The organism is Cupriavidus oxalaticus, from assembly GCF_038900635.1.
GTDB classification, from domain to species: Bacteria; Pseudomonadota; Gammaproteobacteria; order Burkholderiales; family Burkholderiaceae; genus Cupriavidus; species Cupriavidus oxalaticus_B.
Window position 1 is genome coordinate 100623 of sequence record NZ_JAYMRX010000020.1, and the last position, 18407, is coordinate 119029.

Here is an 18407-nt window from a genome sequence, read left to right on the forward strand (position 1 = left end):
TCTGATCCGATGCTGAGCACGCCGCGCCCGTCAGACTGCCGCGTTACCGTGGATTTCCCCACGGGAATGACGCAACTGCGGACGCAACTGCAAACGCAATCGCAAACGCAACCGCACCCGCGGTCGCACCTGCCGGCGTGCATGCGGCTGGTGCTGATGCTCGCGCTGGCGCTGCTGCTGTGGCTGCCGCCCGCCGCCAATGCGCAGGCGATCGAGGCCACCGAGGCCCGCATCGAATACCAGGACGGCGGCTTCGATCTGGCCGCGAGCTTCGAGTTCGACCTGACGCCCGCGCTGGAAGACGCCCTGCACAAGGGCATTTCGCTTTATTTCGTGGTCGATTTCGAGCTGACGCGGCCGCGCTGGTACTGGTTCGACGACAAGCCGGTCAACACCAGCCGCAGCGTGCGCTTGTCCTACCAGCCGCTGACGCGGCAATACCGCATTTCCACCGGCGGCCTGCAGTTGCCGTTCTCGCGGCTGAAGAACGCGCTGCAGTTTGTCCAGCGGGTACGCGGCTGGCGCGTGTTCGAGCGCAACGCGGTCAAGCCCGGCGAGAGCTATCACGCGCAGGTGCGCATGCGGCTGGACCTGTCGCAACTGCCCAAGCCGTTCCAGATCAATGCGGTCAATACGCGCGACTGGAACCTGGCTTCCGACTGGCGGCGCTTTATCTACACCGTGCCGACGGACCTGAACGCGGTGCCCACGCCGGTGCCCGTGCCCGCGATTCCGGCGCCGCCGCCGGCCTCGCCGCCGCTGCCAGCTTCACCTGCAGCGCCGATGCCCATGCCTGCGCCCGCCTCTGCGCCGGGCGCACCTGCGGCTGCGGCGGACCCGCGCAACACCCTGTTCGTGCAGGCGGTATCGACCGCGCTGTCGCCCGCGCTGCTGGCGCAGCCGACGCTGTCCGCCTCGAGCCAGCCATGAACACTTCGCTGTGGGACAGCCGTTTCCGGCGCGTGCTGTATCGCGTCGTGGCAGGCATCATCGTGTTCCTGGCACTGGTGCTGGTCGGCCTGCTGGCCGGGGCGTCGGCCAATACCGAATTCTTCGATCGCTATTTCACGCTGCTGTTCAAGGTGAACCTGGTGATCGGCGCGCTGCTGGTGCTGACCATCGGCGCACTCGCGGTGACGCTGTGGCTGCGCTACCGCCGCGGCAAGTTCGGCACGCGGCTGATGACCAAGCTCGCGGTGTTCTTCGGCGTGGTGGGCGTGCTGCCGGGCGTGCTGATCTACCTGGTGTCGCTGCAGTTCGTTTCGCGCAGCATCGAGTCCTGGTTCGACGTGCGCGTGGAAACCGCGCTCGAAGCCGGCCTCAACCTGGGCCGCTCCACCATCGACAGCGCGCTGGCCGACCTGCAGGGCAAGGCGCGGCTGATGGCCGAGCAACTCGCCGGTTCATCGGGCGTGTCCACGTCGCTGCAGCTGAGCCGGCTGCGCGAGCAGTATGGCGTGCAGGAGGCGGCAATCTTCACCGGCAGCGGCCGCGTGCTGGCGACCGCATCGAGCAACTACGCTGCGCTGGTGCCCGACCTGCCTTCGGGCGTGCTGGCCGAGCAGGCGCGGCTGGCGGGCGGCTACGCCGCGGTCGAAGGCGGCACCGATCCGGCACAGGACGGCCAGAGCGCCGAGCGCGCCGACGGCAACCCCCTGTACCGGCTGCGCGTGATCATCCCGCTGGGCGCGGCGCCGACCACCGCGCAGGAGCAGGTGGCCGCGAGCACGCCGCGCGCGACACCGCGCTCGCGCTGGGCCGGGTCGGGCCTGTCGGTGGAACGCCGTCCCGAAGAGTCGCCGTCGAGCGGCTTCGGCCTGGTCGGGGAGACCGTGCGCGAGGAGCGCTACCTGCAGGTGCTGCACCCGGTGCCGGCCGTGCTGGCGCGCAATGCCGACGAAGTGCAGCGCGCCTACCAGGAATACCAGGAGAAAGCGCTTGGCCGCACCGGCCTGCGCAAGATGTATATCGGGACGCTGACCCTGACGCTGTTCCTCGCGGTCTTTATCGCGGTGATGCTGGCCCTGCTGCTCGGCGGCCAGCTGGCGCGGCCGCTGCTGATGCTGCTGCAGGGGACCAAGGAAGTGGCCGAGGGCGACCTCTCGCCCAAGCGCGAACTGAAGAGCCGCGATGAGCTTGGCATGCTGACGCAGCAGTTCAACCAGATGACGCGGCAGCTGGCCGAGGCGCGCCTGGCGGTCGAAGAAAACCGCACGGCGCTGGAGCAGTCCAAGGCCTACCTCGAAAGCGTGCTGCAAAACCTGACCGCGGGCGTGCTGGTTTTCGACCGGCGCTTCGTGCTGATCACCGCCAACCCAGGCGCCGAGCGCATCTTCCGCCAGCCGTTCGGCGCCGTGCTGGGACTGCCGGTGGAACAGATCCCGGGGATGGGCCCGTTCGGCGAGATCGTGCGCCAGGCGTTCTCGGACCAGAACACCAGCGAGGTGCTGGGCGGCGCCGAGCATTGGCAGAAGCAGATCGAGCTGCCGCAGGGCCACGGCGGCATGGACGAACAGCCGCTGACGCTGTTGGTGCGCGGCGCGCGGCTGCCCGGCGGCGAGCGCGACGAGCCCGGCTACGTCATCGTCTTCGACGATATTTCCGATGTGATTTCCGCTCAACGCTCGGTGGCCTGGGGCGAAGTGGCCCGGCGACTCGCGCACGAGATCAAGAACCCGCTGACGCCGATCCAGCTGTCGGCCGAGCGGCTGCAGATGAAGCTCTCGCCCAAGCTGGCAGGCACCGACGTCGATGTGCTCAAGCGCGGCGCGGCCACCATCGTCAACCAGGTGGCGGCGATGAAGCGCATGGTCGACGATTTCCGCGACTACGCGCGCACGCCGCCCGCGGTGCTGCACCCGCTGCAGCTCAACAGCCTGGTGTCAGAGGTGCTGCATCTGTATGGCATCGACGATCCCGCGTTGCACGAGCATCCGGTGATCCATCCGGCGCTGGGCATTGCGCTGCCCGAGATCAAGGGCGATCCTACGCAACTGCGGCAGGTCATCCACAACCTGCTGCAAAACGCGCAGGATGCGGCCGCCGAGAACGTCGCGGCGGGTAGGGCGGCGCCCCATATCACTCTGAACACCGAGACTGTAGAATACAAAGATTCTGCCGGCGAAAACCGGCAGGCCGTCAAGCTCACCATTGCGGACAATGGTCCCGGCTTTGCACCACGGATCCTTAGCCGTGCGTTCGAGCCCTATGTGACCACCAAAGCCAAGGGCACGGGTCTCGGGCTTGCAATGGTAAAGAAGATCATTGACGAACACGGTGCGCGCATCGAGCTGCGCAATCGCATGGAAGGTGCGGAGGTCGTCGGTGCACAGATCTCGATCCTGTTCGTTAAACTGGCATAGTCAACTTTTGGCGCTCCGGTCCCGGAACGCTGCGGTGGGGTTAAGAGGGGAAGTATGGCAACCATCCTCGTAGTCGATGACGAAATGGGAATCCGGGAGCTGCTCTCGGAGATCCTCAGCGACGAAGGCCACGTGGTCGAACTCGCGGAAAACGCGCAGCAGGCGCGCGAATACCGCGCGGCCGGCACGCCTGATCTCGTGCTGCTCGATATCTGGATGCCCGATACCGATGGCGTCAGCCTGCTCAAGGAATGGTCCGCGCAGGGCCAGTTGACCATGCCCGTCATCATGATGTCGGGCCATGCCACCATCGACACCGCGGTCGAGGCCACCAAGATCGGCGCACTGAATTTCCTGGAAAAGCCGATCGCACTGCAGAAGCTGCTGTCCGCGGTAGAGCAGGGCCTGGCACGCGGCATCGAACGCCCGCGCAGCGCTCCCGCCACCGCCGCCGCGCCGGCAAGCGTCCCTTCGGCCGAGTCCGCCAGCACCACCGCTGCACCGGAAGCCGCGGCCGAGACCGCCGCCAACGGCAGCCCCGCGCGCGTGCCCGAGGCCGAGATGCAGTTTTCGTTCGACATGCCGCTGCGCGAAGCGCGTGACCTGTTCGAGCGCGCCTATTTCGAGTACCACCTGCTGCGTGAACACGGCAGCATGACCCGCGTGGCCGAGAAGACAGGGCTGGAGCGTACCCACCTGTACCGCAAGCTCAAGCAGCTCGGCGTCGAACTGGGCCGCAACAAGCCTGAACCGGCCGAGCAGTGAACCAGTGATGCAGATGTCGCTTGACGGCGACAAAAACAACCGTTATAGTTTTGCTTCTTTGGCCCGGTAGCTCAGTCGGTAGAGCAGAGGATTGAAAATCCTTGTGTCGGCGGTTCGATTCCGTCCCAGGCCACCAGAATAAGAAAGCCCGGCTCTTGCAGCCGGGCTTTTTGCTTTGGGAAGCCGTGTCGATTTGCTCGTCTGGATCATTCGTCCGGACCGCTGACATCAAGGCCACTTTCTTTGCCAGCCACGCAACACCGAATCCAGAAGTAAATATCTTCTACTTGGCACCCGTTATAGGTATCTCTAGGATTGCCTGACGCCCTGCCACCTGGCAGCGCGTCGCGCGCCGGCGAAACCGCACTCGGCTGCAGAACAATGCGGTACCCGGCCCAGGGGAGTCCTTTCTACCGGGGGTCAGATGGATACGTTGATAGGGGCGGCAGGCGAGCGTGGCCTGTGGAAGAGCACCATGGCAGCCGCGGCGAGCCAGGCGCTGGGCGCGGCCGGCAAGGTGCAGCAGGCGGTGACGCAGACGCTGAAACTGCAGCGCAAGATCCGCGAGTTGCGCGACGCCTTGCACCAGGCCGAGGCGGAACGCGACGTCTATCGCGAACTCCATGCCCGCACCGTCGATGAACTGCACCAGGCGGTGGACCGCAGTCCGGCCGAGATGCGGCGGCTGCGTGCCGAGGCCGAGGCCATGCAGGTGCGCCATCGCGCCTACAAGCTGCTGGTGCAGCACTACATGCGCCTGGGTTCGCCGATCGATCCGGCGGTCTTCGCCGAGCAGCGCAGCCGCGTGCAGCAGCACATCCTGTTCCAGCGCCGCAAGGGTATCCCGGTGTCGCAGATCGGCGTCGACGATATCGCGTTCCTGTTGCGCTGATGCGAACTCAGGTGCGAACTCAGGTACGAACTCAGGTCGACCGCTCCGATAAATCCGCTTCGCCCGCATGCAGCCCGTCGTCGCAGACGACGCGGTTGCGCCCGTGCGTCTTGGCATCGTAGAGGCGCCGGTCGGCAATGGCGAGCAGCGCGTCCAGCGCGAGCGGAGCGTCGGCCGGCGATTCGGCCACGCCGATCGAGATGGTGAAGCGGATCACGCGCTCGGGGCCCGCGGCTCCCGCGTCTCCGGGATGGAGCGCGGGATCGGACTCGGGCTCGGCTTCCGGCTCGGCCGCCACCGCGCAGCCGGCGATCGCCTCGCGCAGCCGCTCCGCGATCCGCACCGCATCGGCCAGGCCGGTCTGCGGCAACATCACGGCGAACTCTTCGCCGCCAAGGCGCGCGGGCAGGTCGAACACGCGCAGCGTGCCGCGCAGGGCCTGCGCCAGCGCGCCCAGCACGCGGTCGCCGCTGGCGTGGCCCCAGCGGTCGTTGACCTTCTTGAAGAAATCGATATCGATCATCAGCAGCGACAGTGCGGTACCGCCGCGTTGCTGGCGCCTGGCCTCGCGCCCGAAGCTGGCGCGGAAATGCCTGCGGTTTGCCAGGCCCGTAAGGGGATCCTGCTGCGCCAATTCCTGCAGCTTCTCGCCCAGCGCGAGGTAGTGATCGAACAGTTGCGTGACCACGCGCATCGTGACCCACAGCAGCAGCGGCAACAACAGCCAGACGATCAGCAGGGGTCCGCTCAATCGCCTGAACATCGCCGCTGCCAGCGCAGACAGCGGCAGCACGTCGACCACCAGCCACGGGCTTTGCCCCGCGCGCTGGAAGAACAGCAGGTCGCCGTTGTGGCTGAGCATGCCGGTGCCCCGTGCGAACAGTTCCGACACGCCATGTCCGGACCAGTCTCCCGGTACGGCTTGGGGCCACTTCTGCAGGCTGGCGAATCCGCTGCCGGATGACGACACCACGTCGCCGTGCACATTGACCATGTAGTGCACCGTGCCCGGCACGCTGGCGGCACCCAGCAGCTCGTGCAGGCGCTGCTGCGCGACGTCGACGGCGATCACGCCGCGGAACTGGCTGCCGGCATAGACCGGGATGCTGATCGTGGTCAGCACGCGCGCGCCCTCGAACTCGGTATAGAGCGGCGCCCAATGGATCGTGCGGGCCGGATTCTGCGCCGGCATGTGGCCGCGGTAGTAGTCCATGCTGTCGAATCGCTGCATCAGCCGGACAGCCTTGGCAGGATCCTGCGGCGGATAGATGGCGAAGAAGCCATTGGCCGAGATAAACAGTGCATTGCCCTGGATCAGGTCGCCGCGCAGCCCCAGCCCGAGCAGCTGGCTCAGCGTGCGGCCGACCATCAGGTCGGCCTTCAGGTCGGCATCGCGGCGGGCAAAGCCCTGCAGGCCGGCAAGGCTGTGGGGACTGACGCCGATCAGTGGCGCATCGCCACGCGGCAGCGGCAACTGCCAGACCTCGTCGTTGCGCGCGGCATAGGCGCGCTCGATAGCTTCATCGGCCGTGCCGACATTGGCGTACAGCGCGAACAGGTGCTCGGAGAAGTCGCGCAGAAAAAACAGGCGGCGGCGTTCGGCGGACAGGATCGCGTCGACGCCCAGCGCGCGCAGCACCAGCGCATGCTGGCGCTCGCCGATGACGCGCTCGCGCACCAGGTACAGCTCGCGCGCGGCGACCACCAGCGTGATCAGGAACACCGCGCCGAAGCAAGCCAGCACGACCCGCTGCGGGCGCATGACGGCAAGGCGGGGCAGCCAGCGCGGCTGCGGCAGCAAACGTCGCCACATGGGGCGGGCTCCTGTCGGTGCGGTCACGGTTCGGGCCTGGCCTGCCGGCGCAGGCGGGCGATATCGATGTGCGGGCCGTGCAGACTGGCTTAGTGTAGACGAGAGCCAGTCCGCGGTGTCGATTCGATACCCGGCGTCAACACACAACAAAGCCGCCGCGCATTGACGCTCCGGGGCGCCGGCGGAACACTGTCGCGTCCGCGCGGGACCTCGCATCGCGCACGGAAATCCCCGCCGAATGCCACCGTATGAGGCGTCGTCTCAGGCGACGTTGCCGACCTTGCCGCTGCAAATTTTCCCCGTCCGTCCCGCACCAATGGCCGCCACCCCGCGCTTGCCTGCCGGCCACTGCGTCGGCATCGGAGCGCAGCGATGAGTACGCCCGCCCGCCGCCTCGTGGCCGAAGGGCTGGGCACCGCGCTGCTGGTGGCGATCGTGATCGGCTCGGGCATCCGTGCCGAGCGCCTTGCCGCCGGCGATACCGCGCTGGCGCTGCTGGCCAATTCGCTGGCCACCGGCGCCGGGCTGGTGGCGCTGCTGGTCTCGCTGGGGCCGGTGTCTGGCGGGCACTTCAACCCCGTGGTGAGCCTGTCCGCGCTGGTGCAGGGCACGCTGTCGCCGCGCGATGCGCTGCGCTACGTGGCGGTGCAACTAGCGGGCGCCGTGTGCGGCGTGCTGGCCGCGCATGCGATGTTCGGCGAACCGGCGCTCGCGTGGTCGGGCCAGGCGCGTACCGGTGCGTCGATGTGGTGGAGCGAATGCGTGGCGACCTTCGGGCTGGTCGGCGTGGGCATCGGCACGCTGCGCAGCCGGCCGCAGCTGGTGCCATTCGTGGTGGCGGGCTATATCACGGCCGGCTACTGGTTCACGTCATCGACGTCGTTCGCGAATCCGGCGCTGACCCTTGCCTGCGCGCTGACCGATACCTTCACCGGGATCCGGCCGGTCGATGTGCCGGGCTTCGTGCTGGCGCAGCTCGGCGGCGGCCTGACGGCGACGCTGCTGTTCCACTGGCTGTGCCGCAAGCCGGCACCTGCCGAGGGCGTGGCGCCTGTATCAAACCCGGCCAGGGCCGACAGCGCAACCACCATCGCTTCCACGCGGCGCGGCTGGCAGGCTGGCGCTACCAGCGCCGATTGAGCTGCACGCCGAAGATCGAACCACTGGCCTGCGAGGCCCACGCATCGGCGGGCGCGGTATAGCCGATGCCGTCCACGTCGCTGGCGCGGCTGTAGGTGTAGAACGCGCGCAGGTTGGCGTTGCCGGCCGACTTGCCCAGCGTCAGCGTGGGCGCCACCGTCAGCGCGGTGCGCTGGCCGCTGACGCCGAAGCCCGACGAAATCTGGTCGTGCGACACCTCGAAGTTCAGGCGGAACTGGTCGCTCGCCACATAGGCGGGGCGTACCCGCGTGGTGGTCCACTGCAGCGTGCCGACCGGCGACCGATCGAACTGCAGGCTCTGTTCCACCGCGCCGCCCAGCCCCGAGCGGCCCTTCCATTCGATCGATTCGGCCACGCGCATGCGCGACAGCGACGGCCCCATGCCGGTGTAGCCGGTCATGGCGTTGCGCGAGCCTGAGCCGAACTGCATGCCCAGCCGATTGGTGCCGTACAGCACGCCTTTCTGCTCGTGCAGGGCCGAGGCCCACCATGCGCCGCCGGTGTCGTCCAGCATCGGCTGGGCTTCGACGCGGGTGAAGCCCAGCTGCACAGAGCCCTTGTCGTTGGTCGGGATGGGCGCGGTGCGCAGCGAGTGGTAGCTCGGCAGGTTCTGGCCGTTCTGGTCCGCGCGCGCGGTGTACTGGTAGCTCAGGCCGATGTCGCCGATCACCCTGGCGTTGTCGACGCCGAAGCGCATTGCCGTGGAATTGGGCGGCAGCAGGCCGGACGACATCAGGAACGGGGCATTGTCGCGCCGGCCGGCCCACATGGTGGCGCCGTCCAGCACAGCCAGGCCGCTGACGGCGGTATAGAACTGCGGCACCAGCGCGTAGGGATCGATCGCGGCGGGGCGGCCGTTGACGGTGGTGGCGTCGGTTCCGCGAGCCTGGGCGATCAGCATCACCTGCGCACCGCCATCGAGGTCGAGCACCGACTCGCGGATTTTCACTTCGCCGGTGCTGCGGCAGGCCAGACCGCTGCCGATGCCGGTCGACAGCGCGCCGCCGGGGCAGGCGCGCATGGTCGCGGGGCGGTCTTCGACGGCGGCGCGGCCGCTGTAGCCCAGGCGCCACACCGAGTCGCCAGCGGGATCGTCGGCGGGAAGTTGCGAGCGCAGCACAGGCGGCGCTTCCGAAGGCGCCTCGGCAGACGCTTGCGCCGTGGTGGCGGCATCGCCAGCGGCCTCCGCGGAAGTCTCGGCTCGGGCCGGGCGCGCGGCAGGCGGATCTGCCTGGAACTCACCCAGACGCGGCGGGAACAGCACGAGCGGCGGCGGTGCCGGCGGCTCCGGCGGTCCTGCGAAAGCGGGATCCGTAGCGCCGGTAGGGGCAATGGCCGCGGGGGCGCTGCCTTCGGACGGCGCGGCAGGTGAGGTCCCAGCCGCCGCTGCAGGCGCTGCAGGTGCTGCAGGTGCTGCAGGGGCTACAGCGGGGACGGTCACGCTGGGTACCGGAGACGGATCGCCAGCGATCAGCGCCGCCAGCGGGTCGTCCTGTGCTGCGGTGGCTGCCGGTGCGGCGTTCGCGGCGCCCTGCTCGACAGGCGCGGCAGGCGAGGCCAGCACCACCGGCGGCACTGCCGGCCGCTGTGCAATGCGCGGCGGCTGCGTGCCGTCGCCGGGGGCGACAGCCAATGGCGCGACCGTCTGCGCGCACGCCGCCAGGCCCCAGGCTGCCAGCACGGCAAAGCCGAGGCGGCGCACGGGCACGCGGCCCTGCCCGGCGACAGCGCGCAGGCAGGGCGGTTCGGCGGCAAGCCGGCAGGAGGAGGTCAGCAAGACGGACAGCACGGCAGACAACAAGGCAACGACGATTCCAGCGGGCTGGTCCCTCGGCTGGAGCAAACAAAACCCGCCGAAGGCGGGGACTGTTTTTTATCAGCCGGTCCATTTGACCGCAAGCCGGGTTACAAAATCCATCACAGTGTTGCCCGTCTCACAATGCGAAAATCACACGTTGCCTGTCGCAATCGACTAGCGAAAACCCGCATTGGCGCGATGCTCCGTGCCGAAAGGGCCGCCGCTATAATCGGCAAGCTTGTCTTTCGGGTAAGACAGCCCTCGCCGCGCGACGCAAGTCCCGGCCAAGCAGGGCACGCCGCCGTGCCCGTTCGCAACAGGCACAGCGTGCGCAGGCCGCCTATCGACACGATCGCCGGCGGCATGTGCGTCACGGTCCGGCGCCGGCACCAAGCGAGCCGCGCGCTTGCATCCGAACCAAAATCTATAAGAGGAGAAGTAGAGATGGAACGTCGTTCCTTTCTGTTGAAGGCGTCGGCCGTGGCCGCCACCGGGGCACTGGCCGCGTGCGGCAAGGGTGAAGAGAAGGCGGCGCCTGCCGCCGCCAGCGGTCCGGCAGCACCGGCCGTGGTCGGCAGCAACCCGGCCGTGGAATGGCGCCTGGCATCGAGCTTCCCCAAGTCGCTCGACACCATTTTCGGCGCTTCCGAACTGCTGTCGGCGCGCGTGAAGGAACTGACCGACGGCAAGTTCAACATCAAGGTCTTCGCGGCAGGCGAGATCGTGCCGGGCCTGCAGGTGCTTGACTCGGTGCAGAACAACACCGTGCAGATCGGCCACACCGCCGGCTACTACTACTTCGGCAAGAACCCGACGCTGTGCTTCGACACCACCGTGCCGTTCGGGCTGACCGCGCGCCAGCAGAACGCCTGGATGCTGCAAGGCAACGGCATGAAGCTGATGCGCGAGTTCTTCAAGGAATACAACGTCGTCAACTTCCTGGGCGGCAACACCAACGCACAGATGGGCGGCTGGTTCCGCAAGGAAATCAAGACCGTGGCCGACCTGCAGGGCCTGAAGTACCGTATCGCCGGTTTCGCCGGCGTGGTGCTGTCGCGCCTGGGCGTGGTGCCGCAGCAGATCGCCGGCGGTGACATCTACCCGGCGCTGGAAAAGGGCACCATCGATGCGGCCGAGTGGGTTGGTCCGTACGATGACGAGAAGCTGGGCTTCTACAAGGTGGCGCCGTACTACTACTACCCGGGCTGGTGGGAAGGCAGCGCGCAGCTGTCGTTCTACGCCTCGGCCAGCGAGTTCGAGAAGCTGCCGGCGCTGTACAAGCGCGCGCTGGAAACGGCGACCATCGAGGCCCACACTACCATGATGGCCAAGTACGACACGGTCAACCCGCAGGCACTGGCCCGCCTGCTGGAAAACGGCGTCAAGCTGCGTCCCTTCTCCAAGGAGATCATGGAAGCGTGCTTCAAGGCGACCCAGGAAGCCTACGCCGACGAAACCGCCAAGAACCCGTCGTTCAAGAAGATCTACGACGACTGGCGCGTATTCCGCAACAACGAGGCGGCATGGTTCAACGTGGCCGAGCAGGCTTACTCGCAGTTCAGCTTCGCGCGCAAGCTCTAAGCACATTCCGGCCGGTGCCGGGCACAAACCCCATGTCTGTCCGCGGGCATGGGGTTTTTTGTTGCCCGACGAGCTTTCCCCGGCGCCGGTAGAATCGCCGGCATCGACCGGAATTCCCTATGCAAATCGGCATCCTTTACGCGCTCCTGGCTTATGTCGCCTGGGGGTTGCTCCCGCTCTATATCAAATCGCTGCCCGGCATTGCGCCGACGGAGATCCTGCTGCACCGGATGGTTTGGTCGCTGGTGTTCCTGGGGCTGGTCCTGGCCTGGCGGCGCCAGTGGTCCTGGCTGGGGCAGTTGTGGGACCGGCGCCTGCTGCTGTCGTTCGGCGCCAGCGCGGCGCTGCTGTGCGCCAACTGGTTCCTATATATCTGGGCGGTGTCGGCCAACCGCGTGGTCGATGCCAGCCTGGGCTACTTCATCAATCCGCTGTTCAGCGTGCTGCTGGGGGTGGTCTTCCTGCACGAGCGGCTGCGCCCGGTGCAATGGCTGTCGATCGTGGTGGCCGCGGCCGGGGTGGCATGGCTGACGGTGGCGGCGGGCCAGTTGCCCTGGATCGCGCTGGGGCTGGCGGCCAGCTTCGGCGGCTATGGGCTGTTGCGCAAGACGGGGGCACTGGGGGCGCTCGAAGGACTGTCGCTGGAGACGCTGCTGCTGTTTCCATTTGCCGCGGCGATGCTGGCCTACCTGTTCGCCACGGGGCAGGATGGCTTCACCCACGCAGCACCTGGTACGCAACTGCTGCTGCTGATGGCCGGGCCGGTGACGGCGGTACCGCTGCTGTTCTTCGCCGCCGGCGCGCGGCGCATCCCGCTGTCGCTGCTGGGCCTGCTGCAATACACGGGGCCGACGCTGCAGCTGCTGCTGGGCGTGTGGCTGTGGCATGAACCGTTCCCCGCGCAGAAGCAGGTTGGCTATGCGCTGATCTGGATTTCACTGGCGCTGTATGCAGTGGAAGGGTTGTGGGTGAACAGCCGGCAAAAGGCGGAATCCATCCGGGCGACTAATGAATCGACTTAAACCAACGGGTCGCTTATTCTTCATGTAGATAAATCTGGTGCCTGGCCATGTCCGCGCCGCCTGATGCCACGCCCCCGGTCCAGCGCAAGATCATCCATTGCGACTGCGATTGCTTCTATGCCTCGGTCGAGATGCGCGACGACCCGTCGCTGCGCGGCCGGCCGATGGCCGTGGGCGGCTCGCCCGACCGGCGCGGGGTGATCGCCACCTGCAACTACGAAGCGCGTGCGTTCGGCGTGCGCTCGGCCATGGCGTCGGCGCAAGCGGTCAAGCGCTGCCCGGATCTGCTGATCCTGCGCCCGGCCATGGACAAATATCGCGAGGTCTCGCGTCAGATCTTTGCGATCTATCGCGAATACACCGAGCTGGTCGAACCGCTGTCCCTGGACGAGGCCTATCTCGACGTCAGCCTGTGCACGCGCCACGCGGGCAGCGCCACCCGCATTGCCGAAGAAATCCGCCAGCGCGTGCGCGACCAGGTCGGCGTGACCGTTTCGGCGGGCGTGGGGCCAAGCAAATTCGTCGCCAAGATCGCCAGCGACTGGAACAAGCCCGACGGGCTGTTCGTGGTGCGCCCGGCGGCGGTCGATGCCTTTGTCGCCGCGCTGCCGGTCGATCGCATCCACGGGGTCGGCAAGGTCACCGCTGCCAAGCTGCGGCGGCTGGGTGCGGAGACCTGCGCTGACCTGCGGCCGTGGTCACCGGACCGGCTGCACCGCGAATTCGGCGCGTTCGGGACGCGGCTCTACAAGCTGTGCCGCGGCGTGGACGAGCGCGAGGTGACGCCGGAGCGGGAACGCAAGTCGATCAGCGTGGAAGAGACCTATGCCGACGACCTGCCCGACCTGCTGGCATGCCTGGCCGAACTGGAGCCGCTGATCGACATGCTCGAGGCGCGCATTGCCCGCGCGCAGGCACACGGCACCATCGACAAGCTGACGGTCAAGCTGCGTTTTTCGGACTTTCGCCAGACCACGGTGGAATGCCGCGGCCATGCGCCCGACCGCACGGTCTATGCGCGCCTGCTGGCAGAGGGCCACGCCCGGCGCGGGCTGCCGGTGCGGCTGCTGGGGGTAGGGGTGGCGACCAGCGACCGGGATCAGTCGCAGCTCGAACTGTTCGAGTAGCGCGTGGATTATTCGCGCGAATAATCAACAAGCGGTATTTCTACATTAAATAATTATTCGCACTGATTGATTAACCGCCTATTTCATCGCCTATTGCAGGTTGCTCCGCATCACCAGCACCCAGGGCATATGCGAATTGGTCACGCCATCGATCCGCCCCGAATCGCCCAGTTCGATTTCCTCCATCGATACCGATTGCTGGACATTGCCGCCGATGGCACGCACCACCCGCCCCGCCGGATCGACTGCCACCACGATGTCGCAATGCATCGGCGTGGTGCCGAAGCCGATCTCGGCCACATCCTCGAGGTAGCGGTCGCGTCCGCGCCCGGAACAGACGATATCGCCCGGGCGGGGCATGGCCGGTACGGGTTCGATGCGGAAGGCGGGACGGGCCAGGATGCCGTCGCGTGCATCGACCACGTACATCGAATGTGACTGGCCGGTCAGGAACTGTTGCTCGTCCAGCCCCGCCTTGCGCAATACCCAGGAGATAAACACCGCCGACCAGGCCCACGCGCCTTGCGTGACCTGCCCGCAGTTGGGGGTTTCGCCGACGATGCCCCAGTAGCGCCGGGCCAGCGTGCAGCCCACCGGCGTGGCCTCCATGCCGGTGCCGTCCGGAAAGGTCATGCAATCGGAGCGAGGCCACTTGACGCTGTTGCTGTCGGTGTCGGCGCTGGTGCCGCTGGCAGGCGCTCCGGGACCGGCCTTGTCGTCGGGTTGCACCTCCGGCGGTTCAGGCAGGGCCGGGGGCAGTTCTGGCGCCGGCACCGGGCTGTAGGTAACGCAGGCGCTGTCGTCGCGGCCCAGGCGCACCACCTGCCCGCCCCAGCGCGACCATTCCTGCGTGGCGATTTCGACGATGCGCTCGCGCGCCGTGGCGCCGGGCGTGGTGACGGGCCGCTCGTTGTCGGGCAGCGGGCGCGCCTGCGGACGCGCGGGTTCGCTGACCGTGGTGCAGGCGCTCAGCAGCGCCAGCGCCGCGGCGGCGCAAATGGCTTGTGGAGAAACCTGTGGAATCCGCTGTGGAAAGCGCTGTGCATAACACTGTGGAGATCTGCGGCGCGATGAACGGGCGAACATGGAAGCCCCACATGGCTCGGCGCCCCGTCCGGCCCTGCATCGGCCTTGCCTGGACGCCTGTTGGAAGACCTGGCGCGCAACCGCTTCGGCAATGGCTTCAGCGATGCGGCGGATACTGCAGAAAACGTCGATCCCCGCTGTGGATAACGTCCCCCGCCTGGCGCTCGCCTGCGCCCTGCTCGAAGCTTGCGGCCGGCGGCGGCATGGCGGGGTCAAACAAACACGGGCCGTGCAGTGCAGCCCGTCAGGCTCACTGGTTGACAGCGTCCTTGAACTTCTGGCCGGCCTTGAACTTCACGGTCTTGGCGGCTTCCACCTTGATTTCTTCGCCGGTACGCGGGTTGCGCGCCATGCGCTCGCCACGCTCGCCCTTGCTGAACGTGCCAAAGCCGATGAGGCTCAGCGTATCGCCCTTGGCCACGGCGTCCATGATGGCCGACAGGGTCACGTTCAGTGCCTGTTCTGCCTTGGCCTTGGTGAGACCGTCCACACCGGCTGCGATAGCGTCGATCAGTTCGGTTTTCGTCATGCTTCACTCCGTATCGAGTTGATAAAACACAGGCGTCCCGGTTGGCGGCAGCCAGGCTGGCCCCGCTCCGGCAAAGACGCCGCGGGCCACATCATACCGTGTCGGACAAGGCGCACCGGGAACAGATTGTTACCCGCAGTGTTGCGCGAGGCCGCCTCAGGCCGTGGCTGGCGGCAAATCGACGCGTCGGCAGGGCAGCTTCCGGGGTCCTCCTGCTGTGCCGCAAACGCCTTGTGTCAAGCGCAGGGACGACCACATGGGGCTGTAAAAGCGCACCGCTGCCGCCCTGAGGGTTGGCCCCTGAGGGGCGTTACAAGGCCATAGAGCGGCTGCAGAGCCGTTTACAGGCCCTCGGCGATACCGGCAGATGCCCGAGGAAGCCCGCGGCACGTAAACCGCGCTTGCACGCGTTTCAGAAGCCTCACAGTTCAGCTGCACTATGTTGCATGCGAGTCAGGCACGAGGCCTCTCGCCTTGCAGGCTGGTATTCGGCCCATGCATGCCCCGGATCCGATCGCTCGACGGCGCGTATACGGCAGACCTCGGAAACCGGTATACGCCCGAGAGCCCTTCGCCTGCGCTGGGTCTGTCTTTCGGTTTACATCTTTCTTTCATGTATACAGATAGTGGTAGTAGGTAAACAGCGCCTCTACCTGTGGAAAACCACGTAAACGTCTTTGCCGTCAACGGTTTACGTAAACGAGAAGTGGTCGTATCCAGTGTTGGTCCCGGTGGATGAGTCAGCCTTACGGATGAGGTCTTGCGGTAAACGCCTCCGACTTATGCCCGAGGCATCCCCATGCGAGCCCCAGGGAGCCCACATCGAATCCGCGTGCTTTTCCACAGAAGGAGGCGGGGTTATCCACATGCGCCAGGTTTACGTGGCGAGGTCGTGGAGGGTCCGTATACCCGCCACGGCGCGTGTGCAAGCCGTTAACGCGGCGTCGCGCGCAGGGTCACGTATACGTGCCGCGGCCACGCCGGTATCATGCCGATCGCGCCGGAACGGCCGGCACAGGCAAGCGACACGCACGGGAAAGGCAAATGGCGGACACAAAGCAAAAGGCAGCTGGCAAGAAGACAGCGAGCGACCGGATCGAGGTGCGCCAGTCAGGCGTGCACGGCAAGGGCGTATATGCGATTGCCCCCATCGCCGAAGGCGAGCGCGTGATCGAGTACAAGGGCGAGCATATCTCGTGGAAGAAGGCGCTGGAGCGCCACCCGCACGATCCCAGCGATCCCAACCACACCTTCTACTTCAGCCTGGACGACGGCAGCGTCATCGACGCCAAGTTCGGCGGCAACCGCGCGCGCTGGATCAACCACGCCTGCGAGCCGAACTGCGAGGCGCGCGAGAAGAAGGGCCGCGTCTTCATTCACGCGCTGCGAGATATCGTGCAGGGCGAAGAACTGTTTTATGACTACGGGCTGGTGATCGAGGCGCGCTATACGGCCAAGCTGAAGAAGGAATTCGAGTGCCGCTGCGGCAGTCCGCAATGCCGCGGCACCATGCTGGCGCCGAAAGACAAGAAAAAGAAGAAGTAAGGCTGGAGGCGCTTCAGCCGGCCGACCCTGCGGGCTCGCACGGGATCCGGATCACGAAGCGCATGACCGGCCGGCGCGCCGGCGTACCGTCAGTGCCCCGCACGCTGGCCGGCTGCTGCGGCACATCCTCGATATGGATGGTGCCCTGGTGCAGGGTCACGATCTCGTGCACGATGGCCAGCCCCAGGCCGGCACCGCCGCTCTGCGCCGCGCGGTCGCCGCGGAAGAAGCGCTTGAATACCTCTTCGCGCCGCTGCGGCGGGATGCCGGGCCCGTTGTCTTCAATCATCACCACCGCCATGCCGCGGTGACCCATGGCCTCGCCGCCGGCGCGCACGGTGATGCGGCCGCCGGCCGGCACGTACTTCACCGCATTGTCGATCAGGTTGGACAGCGCCTCGCGCAGCAGCAGGCGGTTGCCGCGCACGACCGCGGGCGTGCTGCCGGTAAAGGTTGGTCCGGGCAGGATCTCGAAACCCAGGTCGATGCGGCGCGCGAGCGCCTGCGGCACCCATTCGGCGCCGATCTCGAAGGCAAGCTCGGCCAGGTCGAAGTGCTCGACCGGCCCCAGCCGCTCCAGCGACAGCCCAGGCTCGGCGCGCGCCAGCGACAGCAGCTGGTTCGACAGCCGCACTGCGCGGTCGGCGGCGGTCTGGACTTCGCGCAGGGCATGCCGGACGACATCCGGAGAATCGGCTTCCATGGCGCGGTCAGCATGGAGCTTGACCGCCGTCAGCGGCGTGCGCAGCTGGTGCGCGGCATCGGCGATGAACTTGCGCTGCGCGTCGAGGGCGTCGCGCAGCCGCGCCAGCAGCGCGTTCAGGCCGCGGATCAGCGGCGCCACCTCGGCCGGCACCTGGGTCTCGTCCAGCGCCGCCAGCGAGCGCGCGGTCTGGCGGTTGAGCTTGTCGGCCAGGATCTGCAGCGGCACCAGCTCTTCCTTGAGCACGTGCGACAGGATCAGGCTGCCGACCAGCAGCAGCAGGATCAGCGGCACCGACACCGACAGCAGGATCTCGTTGGCGGCGGTCTCGCGGCGGTCCAGCAGCTCGGCCACCTCGATCACGATGGGCCCGCGCGCGGGCTTGCCGGCCTCGCTGGTGCCGAGCTCGTCCACCGCGGCGCTGGGCAGCATCACCGGCAGCCGTACCGCGCGCACCTGGCGCCCGCTGAACCAGGCGTAGAACAGCCGCGCATCGTGCAGCGTGGTCTGGCCGGTGCCGTAGCCGAGCCACGTGTCCATGCCGCCGATCAGGCCATCGGGCCCATGAATGCGCCAGTAGATCCGGTCGGTGCCCTCGGCCTCGACCAGCGTCTGCGCGATCATCGGGATGTCCTGCTCCAGCCGCGGGCCGGCAATGCGGATCTGCTGGGCGATGTTGTTGGCCACGCCGTACAGCGCGCGGTCGAACACCTGCGTGGTGTAGTGCGCCGCCAGCCAGTACGACAGCGAGCCGCTGGTCAGCACCAGCGCGAACAGCGGCGTCGCCAGCGCGCGCAGCAGGTGCACGCGCAGGCTGATGTTGGAGCCGGGGCGGGCGGCCTGGCGCGTCGATGCGGGCGCGGCGCCTGTGTTGTCAGCCGCGGCGGAGGATGGCAGCACGTTCCGCGTTGCGATGCGGGACGAAGTGCGCCAGGAAATCCGGGTGGATGTGCGGGAGCGGGGCCACATTGCCAGTTGCGCCGGAATCGGGGCCAGAAACCGGGCCGGGGATCAGGGCCGTGC

At 67.3% G+C, this 18407-nt stretch carries 14 protein-coding genes and 1 tRNA gene; 10 read left to right on the forward strand and 5 right to left on the reverse strand.

What is annotated here, in order from left to right; genetic code table 11:
* The first annotated feature begins 9 nt into the window (after positions 1 to 9).
* From VSR71_RS25980 to VSR71_RS26000, 5 genes are all read left to right on the forward strand, one after another.
* The gene (locus VSR71_RS25980) at positions 10 to 930 is read left to right on the forward strand and encodes a DUF4390 domain-containing protein (RefSeq protein WP_342916653.1); all 921 of its coding nucleotides are present in this window, start codon (positions 10 to 12) and stop codon (positions 928 to 930) included.
* Positions 927 to 3362 carry a PAS domain-containing sensor histidine kinase gene (locus tag VSR71_RS25985; protein WP_342916654.1) on the forward strand — a complete coding sequence of 812 codons (2436 nt, stop codon included), beginning with the start codon at positions 927 to 929 and terminating at the stop codon, positions 3360 to 3362. The genes VSR71_RS25980 and VSR71_RS25985 overlap by 4 nt, the downstream gene beginning before the upstream one ends.
* A 54-nt stretch (positions 3363 to 3416) precedes the next feature.
* Entirely contained in the window at positions 3417 to 4127 is a 711-nt protein-coding gene (locus tag VSR71_RS25990; protein ID WP_342916655.1) for a response regulator, read from the forward strand.
* 60 nt (positions 4128 to 4187) lie between these two features.
* Positions 4188 to 4263 (forward strand) — tRNA-Phe (locus VSR71_RS25995).
* Positions 4264 to 4551: 288 nt separating this feature from the next.
* Complete coding sequence (locus tag VSR71_RS26000; RefSeq protein ID WP_342916656.1) at positions 4552 to 5019, forward strand: hypothetical protein; 468 nt, start codon at positions 4552 to 4554, stop codon at positions 5017 to 5019.
* A gap of 31 nt (positions 5020 to 5050) precedes the next feature.
* Here the strand turns inward: VSR71_RS26000 and VSR71_RS26005 are convergent, their stop codons facing one another.
* Entirely contained in the window at positions 5051 to 6832 is a 1782-nt protein-coding gene (locus tag VSR71_RS26005) for a diguanylate cyclase (protein ID WP_342916657.1), read from the reverse strand.
* 372 nt (positions 6833 to 7204) lie between these two features.
* Between VSR71_RS26005 and VSR71_RS26010 the strand changes: the two genes are divergently transcribed.
* Positions 7205 to 7972 carry an MIP/aquaporin family protein gene (locus VSR71_RS26010; protein ID WP_342916658.1) on the forward strand — a complete coding sequence of 256 codons (768 nt, stop codon included), beginning with the start codon at positions 7205 to 7207 and terminating at the stop codon, positions 7970 to 7972.
* On the opposite strand, the gene VSR71_RS26015 is transcribed toward VSR71_RS26010, so the two are convergent.
* Positions 7956 to 9728, reverse strand: coding sequence for a carbohydrate porin (locus tag VSR71_RS26015; protein WP_428979463.1), 1773 nt, complete (start codon positions 9726 to 9728; stop codon positions 7956 to 7958). The genes VSR71_RS26010 and VSR71_RS26015 overlap by 17 nt on opposite strands.
* A gap of 507 nt (positions 9729 to 10235) precedes the next feature.
* On the opposite strand from VSR71_RS26015, the gene VSR71_RS26020 reads away from it, so the two are divergent.
* The 3 genes from VSR71_RS26020 to dinB all read left to right on the forward strand — a co-directional run bounded on the left by VSR71_RS26020 (position 10236) and on the right by dinB (position 13521).
* Positions 10236 to 11372 (forward strand): TRAP transporter substrate-binding protein, encoded by a 1137-nt coding sequence (locus VSR71_RS26020; protein WP_342916659.1) that lies wholly within the window; start codon positions 10236 to 10238, stop codon positions 11370 to 11372.
* Positions 11373 to 11491: 119 nt separating this feature from the next.
* Entirely contained in the window at positions 11492 to 12394 is a 903-nt protein-coding gene (gene rarD, locus VSR71_RS26025) for an EamA family transporter RarD (RefSeq protein WP_342916660.1), read from the forward strand.
* Between the two features lie 47 nt (positions 12395 to 12441).
* Positions 12442 to 13521 (forward strand): DNA polymerase IV, encoded by a 1080-nt coding sequence (dinB, locus tag VSR71_RS26030; protein ID WP_342916661.1) that lies wholly within the window; start codon positions 12442 to 12444, stop codon positions 13519 to 13521.
* Positions 13522 to 13611: 90 nt separating this feature from the next.
* On the opposite strand, the gene VSR71_RS26035 is transcribed toward dinB, so the two are convergent.
* Both VSR71_RS26035 and VSR71_RS26040 read right to left on the reverse strand, forming a co-directional pair.
* On the reverse strand, positions 13612 to 14607 hold the full coding sequence (locus tag VSR71_RS26035) for a DUF2272 domain-containing protein (RefSeq protein ID WP_342916662.1): 996 nt from the start codon (positions 14605 to 14607) through the stop codon (positions 13612 to 13614).
* A gap of 250 nt (positions 14608 to 14857) precedes the next feature.
* Positions 14858 to 15136 (reverse strand): HU family DNA-binding protein, encoded by a 279-nt coding sequence (locus VSR71_RS26040; protein WP_012354324.1) that lies wholly within the window; start codon positions 15134 to 15136, stop codon positions 14858 to 14860.
* 1044 nt (positions 15137 to 16180) lie between these two features.
* Between VSR71_RS26040 and VSR71_RS26045 the strand changes: the two genes are divergently transcribed.
* Positions 16181 to 16681 (forward strand): SET domain-containing protein, encoded by a 501-nt coding sequence (locus VSR71_RS26045; RefSeq protein ID WP_342916663.1) that lies wholly within the window; start codon positions 16181 to 16183, stop codon positions 16679 to 16681.
* A 13-nt stretch (positions 16682 to 16694) separates the two neighbouring features.
* On the opposite strand, the gene VSR71_RS26050 is transcribed toward VSR71_RS26045, so the two are convergent.
* Positions 16695 to 18353, reverse strand: a complete 1659-nt coding sequence (locus VSR71_RS26050; RefSeq protein WP_342916664.1) for a sensor histidine kinase — start codon at positions 18351 to 18353, stop codon at positions 16695 to 16697.
* Positions 18354 to 18407: the final 54 nt, after the last annotated feature.